A 19,698-nucleotide genomic window follows, 5' to 3' on the forward strand; every position below is an offset into this window, starting at 1 on the left:
CCGATCCACACAGAACGGATCGGCGGCAACGAAAACTCCCAGTCTCGGCAGACTATGTCACAAACGTTCAACATAGCCTTAATCCATACTATTAGCGCTTTCCCGGCGACTTTAAACCCCCGGCGCCTTCACTTCCTGCGGCGCCAGCAAAGGCGCCGCATCGCGGGATGGCGTCAAGCTGACGGTGCAACGCCTTCCATCTCGACGCGCGAGGTCAAAATACGGTCGATCAGACCCCATTCCTTGGCTTCGCTCGATTCCATGAAGTGGTCGCGATCCAGCGTGTTCTCGACCTCGTCATAACTGCGGCCGGTGTGCTTGACGTAAACCTCGTTCAAGCGACGCTTCATCTTAATAATGTCACGAGCATGGCGTTCGATGTCGGAAGCCTGACCCTGGAAGCCGCCCGAGGGCTGATGCACCATGATGCGAGCGTTCGGGGTGGCGAAACGCATGCCCTTCTCGCCAGCGGCGAGCAGCAGCGAGCCCATGGAGGCTGCCTGGCCGATGCACAGCGTCGACACGGCCGGGCGAATGAACTGCATCGTGTCGTAGATCGCCATTCCGGAGGTTACGACGCCGCCCGGCGAATTGATGTAAAGGGCGATTTCCTTTTTCGGGTTCTCGGCTTCGAGGAAAAGAAGCTGAGCGCAGACAAGCGAGGCCATTGTGTCCTCGACCGGGCCCGTCAGGAAGATGATCCGCTCCTTCAGCAGGCGGGAGAAGATATCGTAGGAGCGCTCGCCGCGATTGGTCTGCTCCACGACCATCGGCACCAGAGCCAGGGCGGTATCAACGGGATTTCTCATATCGGTCCTTTTCCAGCCTCACCCCGGCACGTCAGCACCGGGAATCACGTAAAATCTGTCAACCCCTACATAGAGTGTCCGCACCCTGACATTCAAGACACGAGCAAGGGATATCCTTAACGCCTGCCAGCGACCGAACGGCCCTGCTCCGGCTGTTTTGCCCGAGCCGCGCGGCTCGTGCTGCTTAGACTTGTCGACGATGCACAAGAAACCTCTAACATGGTGAAAATTCTCTTTTTCCTCGCGGTCACGAAGACCTGGACTTGCTGCAATCCACAAGGTCACCGTAGGAAGTGCTTAACCCGGCTGCGCCATTGTGGAGCCCGTGGGCCCAGGCTCCATTATTTGGGATATTGATCGTGATCGACGTGAAGACGGCGTTTCTGCTTTGGGTGATCCAGGCGGGCACGCTTGCGATTCTGCTTATTGCCATTTGGCTGCACGGGCGGGATCAGCGGCATTTCCTCTGGTTCGGCATCGGTTTTGCCGTGCACGCTACGGGACTCGGCCTCGTCGGTGCGCGTGGCAACATTCCCGATTTCGTGTCTATTTACGTTGCCAACATCACCTCGCTTCTCGCGTTCAGCGCATGGGCTGCAGCCGTCTCGGCGCTGGATCGACGGCGCGCGCCGGTTGCCGCATGGCTGCCACCCCTGATCTGGATTGCCGGCAATCTCTTGCCCCATATCCGTGAAACCTTCGCTCTGCGGGTATCGACCTATAACCTCGCCGCGGCCACCGGCTTTTTATCCCTTGCGGTTCTGATCACGAAGGCAAGCTTCAGTTCACGCCGCTACCGCATCATGCTGTCGGCAATCTGGACCGCGCAGGCGATGTCGAGCCTCACCTTCGGGATCTTTGTCATCTTCCACCAACCTGAAGGCTTCCAGGACAACACGCTTGGACTGTGGATGGGAACAGTCGCCCTTGTCGGCTTCATCACGGCGATCGTCATCCTCGCAAAGATGCTGATGGACCGGTCTGAAGAGCGCCTGCAGTCGCTGGTGCGAACCGATCCCTTGACGGGCGTCCTTAATCGCCGCGGCTTCTGCGAAGCCTATCAGCGCATTCAGGACGCAGCCCCCTCGCCGGCTCTGGCGCTGCTGGTCTTCGATCTGGACCACTTCAAGCAGGTGAACGATGAACACGGGCATCAGGCGGGCGATCAGGTCCTGCTGGAATTCTCAGCTCTTTGCCGATCGCTTCTACCGCAGCGGGCTGCGTTCGGACGCACCGGCGGCGAAGAGTTTGCCGCCGTCCTGGCGATTTCCGAACCCCGGGATGCGGCTCTCTTTGCCGAGACGGTGAGGATGGCGCTCGCCGAAAAAGCCATATCGACAGAACTCAAGCCCCTCAGCATTACAACCAGCATCGGCATTGCGGTCAGCCCTCTTGCCGGTGCAAAGCTGGAACAGCTGATGTCTGACGCCGACAGCGCGCTTTATGTTTCGAAGAGTGAGGGCCGGAACCGGACATCGGTGAAGGCCGGCGCGCGTATCGTGACCGTTCCGACGGCGCGTTCGGAGACGGGCGTCGTGGTCGATGAGCAGGTGGACCGCCAGGTTGCGATCCTGAAAAGGATTGCCGCCGTCGCAACCTTACTGGACAGCTGACCATCGCCAAGGCATTGGCGCAACAGTCACCATCGCATAAACAGGTTATCATGACCGAGCTTTCCTTCCTCACCATTGATCCAGCCACCCGTCGCGTCTCGCTCGACGCCCGTGATCCCGCTTTCTACGGCGATCCGAACCGGGCCTATGCGGCTTTGCACGCGAACTGTCCGACCTTCTACTGGGAGGAACAGAAGCAGTGGTTCTTCACCGGTTATGACCATGTAAACGCGCTTTTGCGCGATCGTCGCTTCGGCCGGCAGATCCTGCACATCGCAACGCGCGAAGAACTCGCGATGCCGGAGCCGGCAGCGCATACCCGCCACTTCGACAAGGCAGAGGAGCATTCGCTGCTGGAGATCGAGCCGCCGGAGCACACGCGGTTGCGGACACTGGTCAACCGGGCCTTCGTCTCCCGCCATGTCGAGAAGATGACGCCGGAGATCGAGGACCTCGCGAACCGGCTGATCGATGGCTTCGAAAAGGATGGGAAGACAGAGCTTCTGTCGACCTTCGCCGACATCATCCCGGTCACGATGATCGCCCGCATGATCGGCATTCCCGAAGAGATGGGGCCACAGCTTCTGAAATGGAGCCATGACTATGTCGGCATGTACATGTTCAAGCGGACCCGCGCCGACGAGGAGGCGGCCGACCGCTCAGCCAAGGAATTTGCGGATTACGTGCGTCAGGTGATCGCCGAGCGGCGGGCAGAGCCGCGCGACGATCTGTTGAGCCACATGATCCACACCGAGCATAAGGGACAGTTCCTGACTGAGGACGAGCTGATCTCCACGACCATCGTACTCCTGAATGCCGGCCACGAGGCGACCGTTCACCAGATCGGCAATTCGGTTCGGGTCATCCTCGACAGCGGGATCGATCCGGCGACGCTGTTCACTGACGAAAAGACCATCGAACGCACGGTCGAGGAGACGCTCCGCATCTGCGCGCCCGTGCATATCTTCCAGCGCTGGTGCCTGGAGCCTTGCGAGATCGACGGTGTCTCCTTCAAGCGTGGCGACAAGGTGAGCCTCATTCTGGCAGCCGCCAATCTCGATCCGCAGAAGTTCCCGGATCCGCTGACGTTCAAGCCGGCCCGCGATGAAGGGGCGAACCTCTCTTTCGGTGCCGGCATCCATTTCTGCATCGGGGCGCCGCTGGCAAGGCTTGAACTCAACATCGTTCTGCCGCTGTTGTTCAAGCGGCTGCCGGGACTGAAGATCGCGCAGATACCCACAGTCAAAGACGTCTATCACTTCCACGGGCTTGAGCGGCTCGACCTCACCTGGTGAGGTCGGACGCCTCACTGTAACGGGCGATCAGGCTTTTAACCGCCCGATGCATGGCGGCGCGCAATTCCGGCGGATCGATGACCTCGACCTCCGTTCCAAGCTTCAGCATCTCGGAGACGGCCATGCGTTCCTGCGCCACCGGCAGGCGGACAGTGCGCCAGCCCTGTTCGTTAGGTTCACCGATGAACTCGAGATTGGTGCGCACGTAAGGAGGGGACATGTGTTCTACCTCCTTCAGCCCCCAGCCGGAGAGCCGGACAACTGCCCAATTGGGGTAGAGTTCGCGTTCGAGCCGTCGAGTGTTGTCGTCCCAGTATGCCGCAAGGTCGAAGGTTTTCGGCCAGTCAAAGTGTTCATCGGTGACGATCAGATCGAGGACACGCGAAATGCGATAGGTGCGCGGTGTGTCGTCGACACGGGCGACGAGATACCAGGCGCCACCCTTAATGACGATACCGAGCGGTTCCGCCACCCTGTTCTTCTCCGCCTTCCACGAACGGTAGCGCATGCGGATCCGCTTGGAGTTCCAGACGGCATCGGCAATGGCTTGAAGGTAGACCGGCTGTTCGCCCTCGGCGAGCCAGGTCGGTGCATCGAGGTGGAACTTCGACTGCATGCGCCTCGCACTCTCCCTCAGGTCCTCGGGCAAGGCCGCGGTCAGTTTTTTCTGCGCGCCGGCCATCAGCGACCCAAGACCGAGATCGGCAGCGGCACCGGGAATACCGGACAAAAACATCGCCTCCGCTTCCGCGGAAGACAGTCCGTTTAGGCGGACACGGTAGCCGTCGAGAAGCCTGTAACCGCCATCCGAACCGCGCTCGCTGTAGACGGGAACGCCGGACAGAGAGAGGGCGTCGATGTCTCGATAAATAGTGCGGACCGAAACGTCATTTTCGGCAGCCAGCGCTTCCGCCGTCACCAGTCCCTTCGCCTGCAGTGTCGTCAGGATGTTGATCAGCCGGCTAGCGCGCATAAGAAAATCCTCGTCAGGTGCAGTAACCTAGACCAACCTGACACAATCTGACAGGTATGGTCGCATAGTCTCTCTTCATCGCCCTATGGCGGCATCTTTTCGAAAGGGAGACTTTCAATGCACAATGACCAACAGATCACCCTCTTCTACTCGCCTCAGACGCGGGCCACCGGTGCGCGCGTGCTACTGGAAGAGCTTGGCGTTCCCTACACGCTCCGTGTGCTCAACATGAAGGTGGGCGAACAGCGCCAGCCGGCCTATCTCGCGATCAACCCGCTCGGCAAGGTACCGGCGGTCGAGGTCGACCGCACGCTCGTCACCGAACAGGGTGCGATCTACCTCTATCTCGCCGATCTCTTTCCTGAGGCGGGTCTTGCCCCAGCACTGACCGATCCGGACCGCGGCGCCTATGTCCGCTGGCTGTTCATCTATGGCAGCTGCTTCGAACCCGCGGTGGTGGACCGATACATGAAGCGGGAGCCGGCTTCTTTCAACGAGACCCCCTATGCCAGTTATGACCTGCTGATCGACATGCTGGAGGGCGCCTTGAAGAAAGGCCCATACCTTCTCGGTGACCGCTTCACGGCAGCGGACCTCCTGTGGGGGATTGCGCTGCACTGGACCACAATGTTCGGTCTCGTCGAGGCCCGCCCCGCCTTCCAGGCTTACATGGAGCGGATCAACAGCCGCGAGAGCATCCAGAAGGTCTCGGCGGAGGACATCACCATGGCGGCCGAGCACGAGGCTGCAGCGGCCCGGATGAAGGCTGCGAGCTAGAGCCTGATGACATAGTCCTTACGAGTCGTTTCAAGAACTTCCCAGGTTCCCTTGAAGCCGGGTCTGAGGATCAGGCGGTCGCCTGCTTTCAGGTCAACTGGGTCTCCGCCATCCTCGGTGACGACAGAGTGGCCTTCGAGAATGTGGAAGTATTCCCACTCATCATAGGAGATCCGCCACTTGCCAGGCGTCGACTGCCAGATGCCGGCATAGATGCCGCCCTCCGCCTCTTCGATATTCCAGGTGGTGAAGCGCGGATCGCCGGAAATCAGGCGGTCCGGGGCAGGAGCCCCCTCCTCCGGCGTGACGGCGGTGGGATCGAAAGGCAGGGACAGGGTCATCGTGATCTCCGAATGGCAAGCGGCGGTGTACCGACACCGCCGCTCGTTTCAATTCATCAAGCCTTGGCCAGCGACTGCTCAAGGTCGGCGATGATGTCTTCCGGATCCTCGATCCCGATCGACAGGCGCACGACATCCGGCCCAGCACCGGCTGCGATCTGCTGCTCTTCGGACAGCTGGGCATGGGTGGTCGAGGCGGGATGGATGATCAGCGAGCGGGTATCGCCGATATTCGCCAGATGCGAGAAGAGCTGCAGCCCCCCGACCAAAGCCTTGCCGGCTTCCAGCCCACCCTTGATGCCGAAGGTGAAGACCGAGCCTGCGCCCTTCGGCGAGTAGCGCTTCTGCAGCGCGTTGTTCGGATCGCCGGGAAGGCCCGCATAGTTGACCCAGGCGATCTTCGGGTGGTTCTTCAGCCAGGTCGCCACCTTCAGCGCATTGTCGCAGTGGCGCTGCATGCGCAGCGGCAGGGTCTCGATGCCGGTCAGGAGCAGGAAGGCATTCATCGGGGCAATGGCCGGACCGAGGTCACGCAAGCCCAGCACGCGGCAGGCGATGGCAAAGGCAAAATTGCCGAAGGTCTGGTGCAGGACAACGCCGGAATATTCCGGGCGCGGGGTGGAGAGCATTGGATACTTGCCCGGCTTGGCCGACCAGTCGAAGGTACCACCATCGACGATGACGCCGCCCATGGAATTGCCGTGGCCGCCGAGGAACTTGGTGGCGGAGTGCACGATGATGTCGGCGCCGTGCTGCAGCGGGCGGATCAGGTAGGGGCTTGCCATCGTGTTATCGACGATCAGCGGCAGGCCGTGGCGATGGGCAATCTCGGCAATTGCTTCGATATCGACGAAGGTGCCGCCGGGATTGGCGAGGCTTTCAATGTAAACAGCCTTGGTGCGATCATCGATCTGCGCCTCGAAGCTTGCGACGTCGGCGGGATCGGCCCAGCGAACGTGCCAGTCGAAATTCTTGAAGGCATGGCCGAACTGGTTGATCGAGCCGCCATAGAGCTTCTTAGCCGCGACGAAATTGTCGCCCGGCTGCATCAGCGTGTGGAAGACGAGGAGCTGCGCGGCATGGCCGGAGGCGACGGCGAGCGCTGCCGTGCCGCCTTCAAGCGCTGCAACGCGCTCTTCGAGAACGGCCTGCGTCGGGTTCATGATGCGGGTGTAGATATTGCCGAACTGCTTCAGCCCGAAGAGGGCGGCCGCATGGTCTGAATCATTAAAGACGAAGGCTGTCGTTTGGTAAATCGGCGTGATGCGCGCGCCGGTCGTGGGATCAGGCTGGGCGCCGGCGTGAACGGCAAGCGTGGCAAAACCCGGATTGGTGTCCGACATGTTATGGATCCTCCCTTAAGCTGGACTGCGGCGGATCATAGTCAGTCGGGGGCAGTTGTCAGCCTGCAATATTCCAATCTCAACCGCGGCGTGAGCATAAACATCCTTGATCGAGGTCAATGCAGGTGGCGCGCGGCGTGGCATGCTCTTCCTTATTGACGGAGAGCGCCTATGACCCTGAACATCGCAGACCCGGTACGCCATACAATGCAACAGATCCTGTCCTGGTTCGCACAGGGCTTCGAAGCCTCGACAGAGGCCGATGTGCTGGCCAATCTCGATCAGGCCCAGATCGAGGCCCTGGCGGAAGATTGTGGCCTCAGCCCGCACCAATTGGTCGCGCTGGTGAAGGCCGGGCCGCATGCCGCCGACGAGATGCCGCAGGTCATGCGGGCCCTCAACATCGATCCGGACGAAGTCGACTACCAGATGCGCAAGCTGTTTCGAGACATGCAAATCGCCTGTTCGAACTGCCAGTCCAAGGATCAGTGTCGGCACGACCTGCAGGCCGGCACGATCGGCAAGACCTTCGTCGACTATTGCAACAATGCAGAGAGCCTGAACGCTCTTCGCGCCAGTCCGGATCTTTTGATGGAGCGCTAGCCGCTTACAGCCCGAGACGCGGCATTTCGATGGCCGGGCAGCGGTTCATCACGACCTTGATGCCGGCCGCTTCCGCCGGCTTCACGGCTTCGTCGTCGCGCACTGTCAGCTGGCCCCAGATGACCTTGGGCCGGCTTGGAAGAGCGAGCGTCTCTGATACGACCTCACCCAGATGTTCCGGTGCGCGAAACACGTCGATCATGTCGATCGCTTCCGGAATATCGGCCATGGTTGCATAGACTGTTTGACCGAGAATTTCCTTGCCGGCTTGGCCGGGATTGACGGGGAAAACCCGGTAGCCTTTCGACATCAGGAAACGCATGACGCCGAAACTCGGGCGATCCGGCTTCGGCGAGGCGCCGAGCAGCGCGATGGTCTTGACGTTGCCCAAGATCTCCCTGAGGTAGTCGTTCGAATAATGGGTATGTTCCGCCATCCCGACCTCCATTGCCACGTGCTTCACATCGCAGCACTAGATGGGATAGAGCGCGTCGACAACAAGACCGACTGCACTATGTTTCGTCAGGTGAAAGGCTTATCGCTCAAACCGGAACCCGCTGACTGAGCCAAGCGTTGAACCGCATTCAAGGAGGACCATCATGCGTCTGAACCATATGATCATTCTGGTGGCAGCCATTGGCGCGGCATCGCCTGCCGCCGCCATCTCACGCTACAACTCACAAAGCCTGACCTGCGCCGACGCCCGCCAGCGGGTGATCAATGAGGGCGCCGTCATCCTGCGCTACCCGTCAAAGCGGGTCCCGGGTATGACGCTCTATGACCGTTACGTCACGCGCAACGCACAGTGCGACGACAACGAATATGCCGAACGCGCCTATGTTCCGACCCAGGATGAGCCACGTTGCCCGGTGCTGAGCTGTGAGCCCGTCAGTCCCTTGCCGGATCAGTTCTTCAAGCCGGTCATCCGCTTTTGATCGCCGGTCAGGCCGCGTGCGCCGGTCCATGCGCATGGGTCAGCTCATAGACCAGCGGATATTCTGAGACGAGTGCGCGGTTCATCACGACCTTGACCCCTGCGGCTTCAGCCTTTGCGGCGGCCCGGTCGTTGCGGACGCCAAGCTGGCACCAGATGGCTTTCGGCCTGGGCTCCATGGCCAGGACTTCATCGACGATCGCGTCGAGATGGTCCGACTGGCGGAACACGTCGACCAGATCGATCGGCTCTTTGATGTCGGCAAGCGAGGCATAAACGGGCTGGCCAAGGATCGTGGAGCCCGCATGCAGCGGGTTTACCGGAAAGACGCGGTAGCCTTTGCCAAGCAGAAAACCGGAGATCCAGTGGCTTGGTCGATGGTCATTGGTGGAGGCGCCGACCACCGCGACCGTGCGCGCACCTTTGAGGATCTCTGCGAGATAGCTGTTCAGATAGGTGTCGTGGTTCATGGACTTTCTCCTGCCCTTTCGGGCCGTTGAGCAAACCGTCCTTTATTCCCCGATCTCCTTATATCATCCACCGGTTAACGAGCATTATGCTCACCTGCTAAAATGCTTCCCATCAGTCCGGCAGGACCACATGACCGTGCTCGTCCAGCGGGAAGAAGGGATTGTGGGCGATTTCCCAGAGGTGGCCATCGGGATCCGCAACATAACCCGAATAGCCTCCCCAGAAGACCTTTTCCGGCGCCTTGACCAGAGTTGCTCCACAGGAGACGACGAATTTCACCACCGCATCCACGCCAATTTCGCTCGGGACGTTGTAGGCAAGGGTGACGCCGGAGAAGCCAGGAGGCGTGTTTTCGACGCGCGCATCCTTGGCCAGGTGTTCACGGGAAAACAACCCAAGGACTATTCCCTTGAGCTGTATGAACGTCACATCGTCATTGGAAGCGGAAGATTTGGTCCAGCCGAGCCGCTGATAGAAATCGGTGCTGCGGGCGACATCCGCAACGCCCAGCGTGATCAAAGAAATGCGACGCTCCAGGGACATGAATTACCTCCATCTTGGGCGCCTGCCGATACGTTCGGTTTATGTTTTCATTATGTTCATGCACATATTAGCATCATGAGTTGCGCTCATGTTTTGACTGCAATCCTTCCCTTCGTAGTCAATATATCGGATAACCTGCCCTTTTCGCGAAGTATGGACAGGCCGCAACAGGCGCATTTTGTGGCAATTGCAGTAAGCGGCGCGCCGAAAATGTGGGGTAAAATAGTACCCCACATCTAAGTCGTTGATTTATATTGGCTTTGCTGCACACCATTCAGCCCGCCTCACCTTGACCGTTCCAGGACCTCCGATTATACAGCCCACAAGAACGCAGCCCCTCGGGACCGCTTTCTTTTTTGTGCCGGTCACGGTGCGAAACAAGCAACAAAAAACGCCTGCGGATCCAGTCTCGGATCTCTCAGGATCACACGGAAAGAGACCTCAATGTCTACCTTCGTTCAGAAGCCTGCAGAGGTGGAGAAGAAGTGGATCGTCATCGATGCCGAAGGGCTCGTTGTCGGCCGCCTCGCCACCATCATCGCCACGTATCTTCGCGGCAAGCACAAGGCCACCTACACCCCTCACGTTGATGATGGCGACAATGTCATCGTGATCAACGCCGAGAAGGTTGTCCTGACCGGCAAGAAGTATTCGGACAAGACCTACTACTGGCACACCGGTTATCCGGGTGGCATCAAGGAACGTACTGCCCGCCAGATCATCGAAGGCCGCTTCCCGGAGCGCGTTCTCGAGAAGGCTGTCGAGCGCATGATCCCGCGCGGCCCGCTCGGCCGTCGCCAGATGAAGAACCTGCGCGTCTATGCCGGCTCGAACCATCCGCATGAAGCTCAGCAGCCCGTAGTTCTCGACGTTGCCAAGCTGAACAGCAAGAACACAAGGAGCGCCTAAGTATGGCCGATCTTTCTTCCCTGAAGGACCTTGCCCCGGCACAGGACGCAGCTCCGGCTCACGTCCGCAAGGTCGACTCGCTGGGTCGCTCCTACGCCACCGGCAAGCGCAAGAACGCTGTTGCCCGCGTCTGGGTCAAGCCGGGCACCGGCAAGATCACGATCAACGGCCGCGAATTCCGCACCTACTTCGCCCGTCCGGTCCTGCAGATGATCCTGCAGCAGCCGATCGTCGCAGCTGCCCGTGATGGCCAGTTCGACATCATCGCGACCGTTCACGGCGGCGGTCTTTCCGGCCAGGCCGGTGCAGTTCGCCACGGTCTCTCGAAGGCCCTCACCTACTTCGAACCGGGCCTGCGCTCGGTCCTGAAGAAGGGTGGCTTCCTGACCCGCGACAGCCGCGTTGTCGAGCGTAAGAAGTACGGCAAGGCCAAGGCCCGTCGTTCGTTCCAGTTCTCCAAGCGTTAATCGCTGGATTACCGGAAACGGAAATCAAGGCGGGGCTTCGGCTCCGCCTTTTTTGTTTCCCGCGCCTGGCGACTGCTTGACCAAGGTATCGCACGTTATAATTTGATCAAATCAGACCGGAGACGATCATGGCCAGCAAATCGATCGACAACGCCTTTACCGCCACAGCGCTTCGTGGTGCGGCGACCGATCCGACCTATGCCGGCGTGCTCTCCTTCATGCGGCGCAAATATTCGAAAGTTCTCGATGACGTCGATGCCGTCGTCCTCGGCATTCCCTTCGATGCCGCCGTTTCGAACCGCCCCGGCGCGCGCTTCGGGCCGCAGGCGATCCGACGCGCCTCCGCCATCTTCGACAATGATCCGCAATATCCCTTTGCCCGCGATCTCTTCGAGCAGATGGCTGTCATCGACTATGGCGACGTTCTGCTCGACTACGGCAATCATCAGGAGACACCGGCGCGGATCGGAACGCAGGCGGCCGAAATTCTGGCGTCCGGCGCCTATGTGCTTGGGCTCGGCGGCGACCATTTCGTTACATGGCCGCTTCTCAAAGCGCATGCCGCCAAGCATGGTCCGCTGGCGCTTGTGCATTTCGATGCGCATCAGGACACCTGGGATGATGACGGCCAGCGCATCGACCATGGTTCCTTCGTCTGCCGCGCTGTCCGCGAAGGCGTCATCGATCCCAAGGCCTCGATCCAGATCGGCATCCGCACTGAGGCGCCGGAGGATTTCGGCATCCGGATCATTCCGGGTTACGAGGTCGAGGATCTGAGCGCGCAGGCCATCGCAGACCAGATCCTCGCCCATGTCGGCAACAGACCCTGTTACCTCACCTTCGACATCGACTGCCTCGATCCGGCCTTTGCGCCGGGCACCGGCACACCGGTCGCGGGCGGCCCGTCTTCGGCCAAGATGCTGTCGGTGCTGCGCAAGCTCGGACCCCTCGATATCCGCGGTTCTGACATCGTCGAAGTGGCGCCAGCCTATGATCATGCCGATATCACCGCCATTGCCGGTGCAACGGTCGCGATGTATATGCTTGGTCTCCGGGCCGAGCGGCTGGCCGCCTCCCGTTAACAAACTGAATCATATGGCGGATAAAGTGATTCCGCCGGACCTTCCAACTTCCTGATTTTGTGGACAAAGACATGAGCGCGAAAATCTTCATCGATGGCGAACACGGAACCACGGGACTGCAGATCCGCACCCGCATGGCCGGCCGCCGCGACGTCGAGCTCCTGTCGATCCCGGAAGCGGAACGGCGCAATTCCGCGATGCGGGAAGACCTGCTCAACAGCGCCGACATTGCTATCCTTTGCCTCCCGGACGACGCCTCGAAAGAGGCCGTCGCCATGCTCTCGGGCAACAACATGGTTCGGATCATCGATACCTCGACCGCCTTTCGTGTGGCGGAAGACTGGGCCTATGGTTTTGCCGAGATGGACAAGGCACAGGGCGCGAAGATCAAGGCCGCCCGTAAAGTCGCCAATCCCGGTTGCTATCCGACGGGGGCCATCGGCCTCATCCGTCCGCTCCGCGACGCCGGCATCCTGCCCGACGGCTATCCGGTCAGCGTCAATGCGGTCTCCGGCTATACCGGCGGCGGCAAGCAGCTGATCGCCCAGATGGAAGACTCCGCTCATCCGGAGCATCTGGCCGCCAACAATTTTCTCTACGGCCTGCCGCTCAAGCACAAGCATGTGCCGGAAATGAAAATCCATGGCCGGCTTGACCGAGCCCCCCTCTTCGCCCCCTCCGTCGGCCGATTTGCCCAAGGCATGATCGTGCAGGTGCCTCTGTTCCTTGACGACCTCGCGTCGGGGACGACGATTGAGAGCATTCACGCAGCCCTCGTGGCACATTACGCGGGTCAGGACATCGTCACCGTTGTACCGCTCGCCGAGAGCGCCAAGCTGCCACGGGTCGATGCCGAAGAACTGGTTGGGCAGGACACGATGAAGCTCTATGTCTTCGGCACCGAAGGCGGAGCTCACGTCAACCTTGTCGCGACACTCGACAATCTCGGGAAGGGAGCCTCAGGGGCTGCCGTGCAGAACATGGACCTGATGCTGTCGGCCTGAGGCAGCCTGATCTGGGAGGATGTCATGCTCGATCATATCGGTCTGTCCGTGGCCGACTATCCGAAGTCCAAGGCATTCTACGACGCGGTGATGCCGACCATCGGCGCTACCTGCTGCATGGTGGTGACGGCGGAAGAGACCGGCGGGACCTATGAGGGCGCCGGCTACGGGGTCCACGGAAAGCCAAGCCTCTGGATCGGCACGGGTGGTCGCACTCGAGGGTCGATGCATGTCGCTTTCGTCGCGGAGAGCCGGGCGGCGGTGGACGCGTTCTACGCGGCTGCAATGGCGGCGGGTGCAACGGACAATGGTCCTCCCGGCATCCGCGCCCATTACCATCCGAATTACTATGGCGCCTTCGTGCTCGATCCCGACGGTCACAACGTGGAAGCCGTCTGTCACAAGCCTGTCTGAGCCTAAGGATGACTGTTGCCAGCTGCTGAACGCTTCGTCAGGCAGACGTGATATCGTCTGCTCTTCCAGACACGGTTATAGTGCGCCCAAAGAGAGGTGCCATGACAGAGCAACAGCGTTTTCCCGTTTACTTCATCCCCCATGGTGGTGGCCCGTGGCCGTTCATGGAATTTGCAAAGGACGAACAGGGCCGCAGGCCGTGGGACGACCTCGGCCACTTTCTGCGTAGTTTGGCAGACGAGGTGGGACGCAGGCCGAAGGCGATCCTGGTTGTGTCTGGTCACTGGGAAACGGAGCCCGTGCCGACGCTGAGCAGCGCCGAACAGCCGGGCATGCTCTACGACTATTACAACTTCCCGCCGCATACCTACGAGCTGTCTTACCCCGCGCCCGGCTCTCCCGCCCTTGCGGCCCGAGCCCGCGCCCTGCTTGCCGCTGCCGGGATCGACAGCGCGGAGAATGCCGAGCGCGGCTATGACCATGGCGTCTTTATTCCGCTTATGCTCGCCTATCCGGATGCCGATGTCCCGGTCACCGTGATGTCGCTCAAAAATACGCTGGACTTGGAAAGCCATGTGGCGATCGGCCGGGCGCTGGAGCCGCTGCGCGACGAGGACGTGCTGATCATCGCCTCCGGCATGAGCTACCACAACATGCGGCAGTTCCGGCAGGCTGACCCCGGCCATGTGCAGGAAGCAATCCGTTTTGATGCCTGGCTGAAAGAGGCCGTGGAAAATGAAAGCCCGGATGAACGGGTTTCGCGTCTGGCGACGTGGGACCAAAACCCGGATGCGCTGGCCTGCCATGTGCCGGATCATGACCATCTGGTGCCGCTGTTCGTCGCGGCCGGCGCCGCCGGCGCTGACGCCGGACGGCAGGTTTTTCAGGGACATTTCCTCGGCAAGCCCTATTCGGGCTTCCGGTTCGGTTGACTTAGTCGCGCACTTCCATGGCGATCGGGCGCGGTCGCTCGCCATAGAAGCCGCGCAGATGGGCTACGGCGAAGGCGAGCACGCTCAGCGCCATGCCCTGATGCGTCAAGCCCGCATGCAGCTGTACCTGGCTCAAGAGCGTCACGATACCAATCGTCGCCTGCAGACAGACCAGGGCGAACATCAGCACACTACGGCGGGCATGGGTGGACTGGGGGGCTGCCCGCAGACACTGGATCATGTGGAACAGCGCGATGGCAAAGAGCACATAGGCGCCAACGCGGTGGACGAACTGCACCGTCTTCGGGTTCTCGAAGAGGTTGATCCAGGCGGGCGCCTGGACGAACAGGCCCTGGGGCACGATCGCGCCATCCATCAGCGGCCAAGTGTTGTAGCTGAAGCCGGCGTCGAGGCCGGCGACGAGCGCGCCGAGATAGATCTGGAAGAAGGTCATGGCGAGCAGGACGCCTGCCACCAAGCGGGCTTTCGGCGTCGGCGAGGCATCCTCACTGTGAGGAGCGAGGCTTCGCATGATCCAGACGCAGCTCGCAAAAATGAAACAGGCCATCATCAGATGCGTCGCCAGACGATACTGGCTGACATCGACGCGTTCGCTGAGGCCGGACGACACCATCCACCAGCCGATGAAGCCCTGCAAGCCACCGAGCGCCAACACGCCGACCAGCGGTAGCCGAAGCCCTGGTTCGATGCGGCCTTTCACCCAGAAATAGAGAAGCGGCAGCGCGAAAATCATGCCGATCATGCGGGCGAGCAGCCTATGCGCCCATTCCCACCAGAAGATGAACTTGAACTCGTCGAGGCTCATGCCCTTGTTGATCTGCTGATATTGCGGGATCTGGCGGTAGAGCTGCAATTCCTCTTCCCATTCCTCGACGGTCAGCGGCGGAATGACGCCGTGGATCGGCTTCCACTGGGTGATCGACAGGCCCGAGTCGGTGAGGCGCGTCGCGCCGCCCACCAAAACGAGACAGAACAGCGTGAAGACGACGAGGCCGAGCCAGATGCGGATGGCGCGACGGTCGCTATCCACCTTGGCAATCTGGGTGCGGATTTGGGTTTCGGTTCCGATCGTCGCAGCTGTCATTCGTCAATCCTCTTTTCGCCCGTTGATTTGCATCACTCCGGTGTGCAAAACAAGCCCGCCGGTTTGCGGCAAGCGGTCGCGTCAAAAGATGACGGGCCAGTCCTAAAAGAGAGGCGTGCCAATGCGGCCATCCTTGCGCTCCTTCATCGGAACGATCGCCATCATCGTCATCGTTTTGCTCTATGCGCTGCTGGCGACGACGATTGCGTCGGCCACGCTGGCTGAGGCTCCGTGGTGGGGTCACCTCCTCTACTTCGTCCTGTCCGGCGTCCTGTGGATCGTGCCAGCCATGCTGATCATCAAATGGATGGCGGGACCGGCGCGCAAGTAGGTCACCTTTACCAGCTGTTTACCGCGTTCCGGTTCGATCGACCGGAAATGGCCTTCCGATAACCGTTTCTTGCAGAACCCGGCGCTAGCTTCGGCTCGGGCGCAGGCAAACGGACGGGAGACCCGCATGCGGGAACTGACATCGAAGACCATGACTGTCTTTGCAGGGCAGATGGCCAGTCCGACCTCTGTCGTGCCGAGCCGTCCCACCGATGTGCCTACAAGCACCAGTGGCGACCCGCGCCTTTCCATCGCCGTCCACAACGACATGAAGGCGGTGGAGCGTGTCTGGCGCCAGCTGGAGGCCGACACCTGGAACTCGATGCATCAGGCTTTCGACTGGTGCTATGCCTGGGTCCAGACACATGACAACCCGGTCGCGATTGTTGAGGGCAAGATCGACGGCGTTCTCGCCTTCATCCTGCCGCTCGAAATCGAGAGCCATACCATGGTGCGCACGGCGCAGTTCATCGGCAGCGCCTTCACCAATTACAATAGCGGACTCTTCACCGCCGATTTTCGCCGCCGGGCCGCACACCTGCCGCTGTCGATCCTCAGCCATCAGCTGGCGCTAGCCCTTAACGGACGAGCCGACATTGTCAGGCTCACCCATGTGCCGCTCGACTGGCGTGGCGAGCGACATCCGTTCAGCGACCTGAGTTCTGTCAAAAACCCGAATTCCGCCTTCCAGGTTCGGCTCGGGCCGGACATGGAAGCGACGATCGCGCCCCTCAACGCCAAGGCACGGCGCAAAAAATTTCGCTCCCAAGTTCGAAAGCTGGACGCCGTGGGCGGGTTCGAACATGTGCGGGCCACCAGTACGAGCGACAAGACCGCGCTTCTCGACACCTTCTTCCGGCAAAAGGCAGCCCGTTTCGCGGCTCAAGGGTTGCCAAATGTCTTCCAGGCTGCCGAGACGCAAGCCTTCTTCCATATGGCGCTTGAGATCGATCGAGGCGGGAACGACGTGCCGCTTGAATTGCACGCGCTGCGGCTCAAGGGTGAGCATGCCGGCAAGATCGCTGCGATCGCAGGTCTCTCGCGCAAGGGCGATCATGTGATCTGCCAGTTCGGCTCGATCGATGACACACTCATGCCCGAGGCGAGCCCGGGCGAGTTGCTGTTCTGGCTGATGATCGAGCGGGCCGCGCTTACCGGTGCTGCCGTCTTTGATTTCGGCATCGGTGACCAGGACTACAAGCGGCGCTGGTGCCGAAACCCGACGGAGCATCACGACCTGATGATAGCCATCACGCCGCTTGGTCGGCTGGCGGAATGGCTGCTCAAGGGAATGACCCGTGCGAAAGCCGGGATCAAGAACAATGCCACGCTTTACTCCACCCTTCAGCGCATCCGGGCTCTTGGCTCGAAAAGCCCCGTGCCCGTCGCCCCTGTCAGCGACGAGCCGTGAGCGCTTGCGCCGATCAGGCCGCCCTACGGCGCGGGCCATTGACCTTCGGACGGACCGACATCAAGACCAGATCGTCATAACCGACCTCCTGGAAGGCGCGCATGATATCCGCGAGTTCCCGGGCATCCGGTTCAGGTGCCGAGAGGATGATCTCGTGTTTGCCGTTGCGGCTGAGCCGGGCCAGACCATTGGCTTCCGCCGGACCGCATTCGACCAGAACGAGATCATAGGCATCGGCCAGAGCGTCCACGATCATCGAGAGCCGGTCGGCACCCCGCATGGCCTGGCGCACGTCCGCATTGCCCTGCGGAATGATGTCGGCCGTTGAGCTCCGGTCGGGATGGATACAATCGGCAAAGGCCGCTTCGCCGGTCAAGAGATCGGTAATGCCGGGCAAATCGGCCCAGGCGGTCATCATCTGGCTCGGCCAGGCAGAGCCCGTCATGTCGATCAAGACAACGCGCCGCCCGCGGCCCGCCACTTCGCGCGCCAACGTCACCGTGCCAGCGGATCCGTCATCGCCCGAGGGAGAGATCGCGAAAGCCGCGCGGGTACCCTGCTCCAGCAGGTAATCGGCAACGGAAGCCGCAGAAAATTCGTCTTCGCCTTGATCAGCCGTTTCGCCGGCGTCAACCGGATCGGCCTCGTCCTCATCCGTTTCTTGCCCGTCGACAGCAGCCTCATCCGTCTCTTCGGTCAGATCCAGCAGGCTTGCCGGCTTTGCCGGGGCTGGTGCAACGGCGGGTGAAGTTGCAGGCGCGAGGACCGCGGCCGGTGCGACGTCATCAGCGAGATCCGCCTCGGCGGCGGCGTGCATATCCTCGTCCTCAAATTCCACGTCGCGTTCATGGTCGCGCGCGTAAGACCCGGCAGCGGGGCGCAAGGCGCGGCCGCTGAACAGCTCCATCAGCATGACGATCACGCAGGACAGGATGAAGGTGGCAAGCGCCGAGACGATCGTCATCGGCAGGATCTTGGGGAAGCTCGCTTCCTGCGGCGGGACGGCGCGCGAGATGACGCGGGCGTCGGCGGGGCTTGAATCCTTGTCGAGGCGTGATGAGGCTTCGCGGTAGCGCGCCAGATAGGTTTCCAGCAGCTGACGCTGGGCGGCCGCTTCGCGCTCAAGGGATTTGAGCCCGACTTCATCCTCACCGGCGCGCGCGGTGTCGGCTTTGACGCTGTTCATCTGGGCAATCAGCTGCGTCTCGCGCTCGCGGGCAACAGCTGCTTCGTTCTCGAGGCCAGCAGCAACCTTCAAGGCTTCGGCACGGATCTGTTCACGCAGGCCGGCCAGCTGAGCACGCAGAGACTTCATCTGCGGGTGCCCGTCGAGCAATCGCGTCGACAGATCGGATATTTGCGCCTGAATCTGCGATTCGGCTGTGCGCAGGCGCTGGATCGATTCCGAGCGACTGACGGCATCGATGGTATCCGTCGACTTCCCTGCCTTGATGGCGGCCTTGAGGTTCTCGGCGGTCGCTTCGGCATTGGCCCGTTCGCCGCGCACGCGAGCAAGTTCGGTGGATATGTCCGAGAGCTGCTTGCTGCTGAAGGACTGGTCGGAGCCGAGCGACATCAAGCCGGCATTGGAGCGATACTCCGCCACCTTCTGCTCAGCCTCTCGGACCTTCTCCCGCAAATTGGCAATTTCGGTTTCCAGCCAGCGGACGGCTTCGGAATTGCTGTCGAGCTTGGCGCCGCTCTGCAACGAGCGATAGACGTCCGTGATCGCATTGGGCACGTCGGCGGCCAGTTGTGGATCCTTGGACGCGAATTCGATCCCGATCACCCGGGATTTTTCGACCTGATAAACGGACAGTTTTTCCTTGAAAGCCTTCAGGACCCGCTCTTCCGGCGGAAGGTCTAGGGGATTCTTTGTAAGACCGAACAGGACGAGAAAATCGGTGATGGCAGAGGGGCTGGATTCGGGATCGAATTCCGGCCGCTCATGCAGATTGAGGTCCCGGGCCACCTGCTTGATCAGGTCGACCGACTGCAGCAACTGAACCTGGCTGACGACATTCAGTTCGTCCGGCATCGGTTCGACCGTCGATGCGTTCGGGCCGGATGCTGAAAAACTCGGCTCGCGCGGCTCGATCAGCAGCATGGCATTGCTTTTGTAGGTGGGCGCGATCGCGTGCGCGCCGACGAAAGCCAGCACGCCGACCAGTGCCGTCGTGGTCAGGATGATCCCTTTCCGCTGCCACACGGCACGGAAAAACTGCGCCAGGTCGATATCGACGTCCTGCTGATCACGGTCCAAACTCGGCATCACACACTCCCGGGGCTTTATCCGCGCAACCGTAAAGGATCATGGTAACTCAAGGGTTAATTGCAGGGGG

Annotated in this window: 22 protein-coding genes; 13 read left to right on the forward strand and 9 right to left on the reverse strand. The window is 60.9% G+C overall.

What is annotated here, in order from left to right; all coding sequences use genetic code 11:
• Positions 1-173: 173 nt before the first annotated feature.
• Complete coding sequence (clpP, locus tag ASE36_RS00940) at positions 174-809, reverse strand: ATP-dependent Clp endopeptidase proteolytic subunit ClpP (protein ID WP_062274661.1); 636 nt, start codon at positions 807-809, stop codon at positions 174-176.
• A 359-nt stretch (positions 810-1,168) separates the two neighbouring features.
• On the opposite strand from clpP, the gene ASE36_RS00945 reads away from it, so the two are divergent.
• The gene (locus ASE36_RS00945; protein ID WP_062277788.1) at positions 1,169-2,422 is read left to right on the forward strand and encodes a GGDEF domain-containing protein; all 1,254 of its coding nucleotides are present in this window, start codon (positions 1,169-1,171) and stop codon (positions 2,420-2,422) included.
• 50 nt (positions 2,423-2,472) lie between these two features.
• Positions 2,473-3,717: a cytochrome P450 gene (locus ASE36_RS00950; protein ID WP_062274664.1), complete on the forward strand. Its 1,245-nt coding sequence runs from the start codon at positions 2,473-2,475 to the stop codon at positions 3,715-3,717.
• On the opposite strand, the gene ASE36_RS00955 is transcribed toward ASE36_RS00950, so the two are convergent.
• Complete coding sequence (locus ASE36_RS00955) at positions 3,707-4,690, reverse strand: helix-turn-helix transcriptional regulator (RefSeq protein WP_062274667.1); 984 nt, start codon at positions 4,688-4,690, stop codon at positions 3,707-3,709. The genes ASE36_RS00950 and ASE36_RS00955 overlap by 11 nt on opposite strands.
• 117 nt (positions 4,691-4,807) lie before the next feature.
• Between ASE36_RS00955 and ASE36_RS00960 the strand changes: the two genes are divergently transcribed.
• Positions 4,808-5,467 carry a glutathione S-transferase family protein gene (locus ASE36_RS00960; protein ID WP_062274670.1) on the forward strand — a complete coding sequence of 220 codons (660 nt, stop codon included), beginning with the start codon at positions 4,808-4,810 and terminating at the stop codon, positions 5,465-5,467.
• Here the strand turns inward: ASE36_RS00960 and ASE36_RS00965 are convergent.
• Both ASE36_RS00965 and ASE36_RS00970 read right to left on the reverse strand, forming a co-directional pair.
• Positions 5,464-5,808: a cupin domain-containing protein gene (locus ASE36_RS00965; protein WP_062274673.1), complete on the reverse strand. Its 345-nt coding sequence runs from the start codon at positions 5,806-5,808 to the stop codon at positions 5,464-5,466. The two genes, ASE36_RS00960 and ASE36_RS00965, sit on opposite strands and share 4 nt — an antisense overlap.
• Before the next feature lie 56 nt (positions 5,809-5,864).
• Positions 5,865-7,151 carry an O-acetylhomoserine aminocarboxypropyltransferase gene (locus ASE36_RS00970; protein ID WP_062274676.1) on the reverse strand — a complete coding sequence of 429 codons (1,287 nt, stop codon included), beginning with the start codon at positions 7,149-7,151 and terminating at the stop codon, positions 5,865-5,867.
• 171 nt (positions 7,152-7,322) lie between these two features.
• Here ASE36_RS00970 and ASE36_RS00975 point away from each other — a divergent pair, with 171 nt between their 5' ends.
• On the forward strand, positions 7,323-7,754 hold the full coding sequence (locus tag ASE36_RS00975) for a DUF6455 family protein (RefSeq protein WP_062274678.1): 432 nt from the start codon (positions 7,323-7,325) through the stop codon (positions 7,752-7,754).
• A gap of 4 nt (positions 7,755-7,758) precedes the next feature.
• Here ASE36_RS00975 and ASE36_RS00980 read toward each other — a convergent pair whose 3' ends face one another.
• On the reverse strand, positions 7,759-8,190 hold the full coding sequence (locus tag ASE36_RS00980) for a CoA-binding protein (protein ID WP_062274682.1): 432 nt from the start codon (positions 8,188-8,190) through the stop codon (positions 7,759-7,761).
• A 163-nt stretch (positions 8,191-8,353) separates the two neighbouring features.
• On the opposite strand from ASE36_RS00980, the gene ASE36_RS00985 reads away from it, so the two are divergent.
• Positions 8,354-8,689, forward strand: coding sequence for a hypothetical protein (locus ASE36_RS00985; protein WP_062274684.1), 336 nt, complete (start codon positions 8,354-8,356; stop codon positions 8,687-8,689).
• 7 nt (positions 8,690-8,696) lie between these two features.
• Here the strand turns inward: ASE36_RS00985 and ASE36_RS00990 are convergent, their stop codons facing one another.
• Both ASE36_RS00990 and ASE36_RS00995 read right to left on the reverse strand, forming a co-directional pair.
• Positions 8,697-9,158: a CoA-binding protein gene (locus tag ASE36_RS00990; RefSeq protein ID WP_062274687.1), complete on the reverse strand. Its 462-nt coding sequence runs from the start codon at positions 9,156-9,158 to the stop codon at positions 8,697-8,699.
• Positions 9,159-9,270: 112 nt separating this feature from the next.
• On the reverse strand, positions 9,271-9,702 hold the full coding sequence (locus ASE36_RS00995) for a VOC family protein (protein WP_062274690.1): 432 nt from the start codon (positions 9,700-9,702) through the stop codon (positions 9,271-9,273).
• A gap of 444 nt (positions 9,703-10,146) precedes the next feature.
• Here ASE36_RS00995 and rplM point away from each other — a divergent pair, with 444 nt between their 5' ends.
• The 6 genes from rplM (at position 10,147) to ASE36_RS01025 (ending at position 14,510) form a co-directional block, all read left to right on the forward strand.
• Positions 10,147-10,611 carry a 50S ribosomal protein L13 gene (gene rplM, locus ASE36_RS01000; protein WP_062274693.1) on the forward strand — a complete coding sequence of 155 codons (465 nt, stop codon included), beginning with the start codon at positions 10,147-10,149 and terminating at the stop codon, positions 10,609-10,611.
• A gap of 2 nt (positions 10,612-10,613) precedes the next feature.
• Positions 10,614-11,078, forward strand: coding sequence for a 30S ribosomal protein S9 (rpsI, locus tag ASE36_RS01005; protein ID WP_062274696.1), 465 nt, complete (start codon positions 10,614-10,616; stop codon positions 11,076-11,078).
• Positions 11,079-11,206: 128 nt separating this feature from the next.
• On the forward strand, positions 11,207-12,160 hold the full coding sequence (gene speB, locus ASE36_RS01010; protein ID WP_062274700.1) for an agmatinase: 954 nt from the start codon (positions 11,207-11,209) through the stop codon (positions 12,158-12,160).
• A gap of 71 nt (positions 12,161-12,231) precedes the next feature.
• Entirely contained in the window at positions 12,232-13,164 is a 933-nt protein-coding gene (argC, locus tag ASE36_RS01015) for an N-acetyl-gamma-glutamyl-phosphate reductase (protein ID WP_062274703.1), read from the forward strand.
• Between the two features lie 24 nt (positions 13,165-13,188).
• The gene (locus tag ASE36_RS01020; RefSeq protein ID WP_062274706.1) at positions 13,189-13,578 is read left to right on the forward strand and encodes a VOC family protein; all 390 of its coding nucleotides are present in this window, start codon (positions 13,189-13,191) and stop codon (positions 13,576-13,578) included.
• A gap of 101 nt (positions 13,579-13,679) precedes the next feature.
• Positions 13,680-14,510, forward strand: a complete 831-nt coding sequence (locus ASE36_RS01025) for a DODA-type extradiol aromatic ring-opening family dioxygenase (RefSeq protein WP_062274709.1) — start codon at positions 13,680-13,682, stop codon at positions 14,508-14,510.
• Between the two features lies 1 nt (position 14,511).
• On the opposite strand, the gene ASE36_RS01030 is transcribed toward ASE36_RS01025, so the two are convergent.
• On the reverse strand, positions 14,512-15,615 hold the full coding sequence (locus ASE36_RS01030; RefSeq protein WP_062274712.1) for a COX15/CtaA family protein: 1,104 nt from the start codon (positions 15,613-15,615) through the stop codon (positions 14,512-14,514).
• Positions 15,616-15,736: 121 nt separating this feature from the next.
• Here ASE36_RS01030 and ASE36_RS01035 point away from each other — a divergent pair, with 121 nt between their 5' ends.
• Together ASE36_RS01035 and ASE36_RS01040 are read left to right on the forward strand one after the other, a co-directional pair.
• Positions 15,737-15,946, forward strand: a complete 210-nt coding sequence (locus tag ASE36_RS01035; protein WP_413813638.1) for a DUF2842 domain-containing protein — start codon at positions 15,737-15,739, stop codon at positions 15,944-15,946.
• Between the two features lie 126 nt (positions 15,947-16,072).
• On the forward strand, positions 16,073-17,356 hold the full coding sequence (locus ASE36_RS01040; protein ID WP_244474625.1) for a GNAT family N-acetyltransferase: 1,284 nt from the start codon (positions 16,073-16,075) through the stop codon (positions 17,354-17,356).
• Positions 17,357-17,369: 13 nt separating this feature from the next.
• Here ASE36_RS01040 and ASE36_RS01045 read toward each other — a convergent pair whose 3' ends face one another.
• The gene (locus tag ASE36_RS01045) at positions 17,370-19,628 is read right to left on the reverse strand and encodes an exopolysaccharide transport family protein (RefSeq protein WP_062274718.1); all 2,259 of its coding nucleotides are present in this window, start codon (positions 19,626-19,628) and stop codon (positions 17,370-17,372) included.
• Between the last annotated feature and the right edge of the window lie 70 nt (positions 19,629-19,698).

The organism is Rhizobium sp. Root274 (assembly GCF_001429245.1).
Lineage (GTDB): Bacteria > Pseudomonadota > Alphaproteobacteria > Rhizobiales > Rhizobiaceae > Allorhizobium.

What these genes read in the sequence shown, in the direction of transcription:
- clpP (WP_062274661.1), bottom strand. Translation starts at nt 809, where the DNA reads ATGAGAAATCCCGTTGATACCGCCCTGGCTCTGGTGCCGATGGTCGTG.
- ASE36_RS00950 (WP_062274664.1), top strand. Translation starts at nt 2,473, where the DNA reads ATGACCGAGCTTTCCTTCCTCACCATTGATCCAGCCACCCGTCGCGTC.
- ASE36_RS00955 (WP_062274667.1), bottom strand. Translation starts at nt 4,690, where the DNA reads ATGCGCGCTAGCCGGCTGATCAACATCCTGACGACACTGCAGGCGAAG.
- ASE36_RS00960 (WP_062274670.1), top strand. Translation starts at nt 4,808, where the DNA reads ATGCACAATGACCAACAGATCACCCTCTTCTACTCGCCTCAGACGCGG.
- ASE36_RS00965 (WP_062274673.1), bottom strand. Translation starts at nt 5,808, where the DNA reads ATGACCCTGTCCCTGCCTTTCGATCCCACCGCCGTCACGCCGGAGGAG.
- ASE36_RS00970 (WP_062274676.1), bottom strand. Translation starts at nt 7,151, where the DNA reads ATGTCGGACACCAATCCGGGTTTTGCCACGCTTGCCGTTCACGCCGGC.
- ASE36_RS00975 (WP_062274678.1), top strand. Translation starts at nt 7,323, where the DNA reads ATGACCCTGAACATCGCAGACCCGGTACGCCATACAATGCAACAGATC.
- ASE36_RS00980 (WP_062274682.1), bottom strand. Translation starts at nt 8,190, where the DNA reads ATGGCGGAACATACCCATTATTCGAACGACTACCTCAGGGAGATCTTG.
- ASE36_RS00985 (WP_062274684.1), top strand. Translation starts at nt 8,354, where the DNA reads ATGCGTCTGAACCATATGATCATTCTGGTGGCAGCCATTGGCGCGGCA.
- ASE36_RS00990 (WP_062274687.1), bottom strand. Translation starts at nt 9,158, where the DNA reads ATGAACCACGACACCTATCTGAACAGCTATCTCGCAGAGATCCTCAAA.
- ASE36_RS00995 (WP_062274690.1), bottom strand. Translation starts at nt 9,702, where the DNA reads ATGTCCCTGGAGCGTCGCATTTCTTTGATCACGCTGGGCGTTGCGGAT.
- rplM (WP_062274693.1), top strand. Translation starts at nt 10,147, where the DNA reads ATGTCTACCTTCGTTCAGAAGCCTGCAGAGGTGGAGAAGAAGTGGATC.
- rpsI (WP_062274696.1), top strand. Translation starts at nt 10,614, where the DNA reads ATGGCCGATCTTTCTTCCCTGAAGGACCTTGCCCCGGCACAGGACGCA.
- speB (WP_062274700.1), top strand. Translation starts at nt 11,207, where the DNA reads ATGGCCAGCAAATCGATCGACAACGCCTTTACCGCCACAGCGCTTCGT.
- argC (WP_062274703.1), top strand. Translation starts at nt 12,232, where the DNA reads ATGAGCGCGAAAATCTTCATCGATGGCGAACACGGAACCACGGGACTG.
- ASE36_RS01020 (WP_062274706.1), top strand. Translation starts at nt 13,189, where the DNA reads ATGCTCGATCATATCGGTCTGTCCGTGGCCGACTATCCGAAGTCCAAG.
- ASE36_RS01025 (WP_062274709.1), top strand. Translation starts at nt 13,680, where the DNA reads ATGACAGAGCAACAGCGTTTTCCCGTTTACTTCATCCCCCATGGTGGT.
- ASE36_RS01030 (WP_062274712.1), bottom strand. Translation starts at nt 15,615, where the DNA reads ATGACAGCTGCGACGATCGGAACCGAAACCCAAATCCGCACCCAGATT.
- ASE36_RS01035 (WP_413813638.1), top strand. Translation starts at nt 15,737, where the DNA reads ATGCGGCCATCCTTGCGCTCCTTCATCGGAACGATCGCCATCATCGTC.
- ASE36_RS01040 (WP_244474625.1), top strand. Translation starts at nt 16,073, where the DNA reads ATGCGGGAACTGACATCGAAGACCATGACTGTCTTTGCAGGGCAGATG.
- ASE36_RS01045 (WP_062274718.1), bottom strand. Translation starts at nt 19,628, where the DNA reads ATGCCGAGTTTGGACCGTGATCAGCAGGACGTCGATATCGACCTGGCG.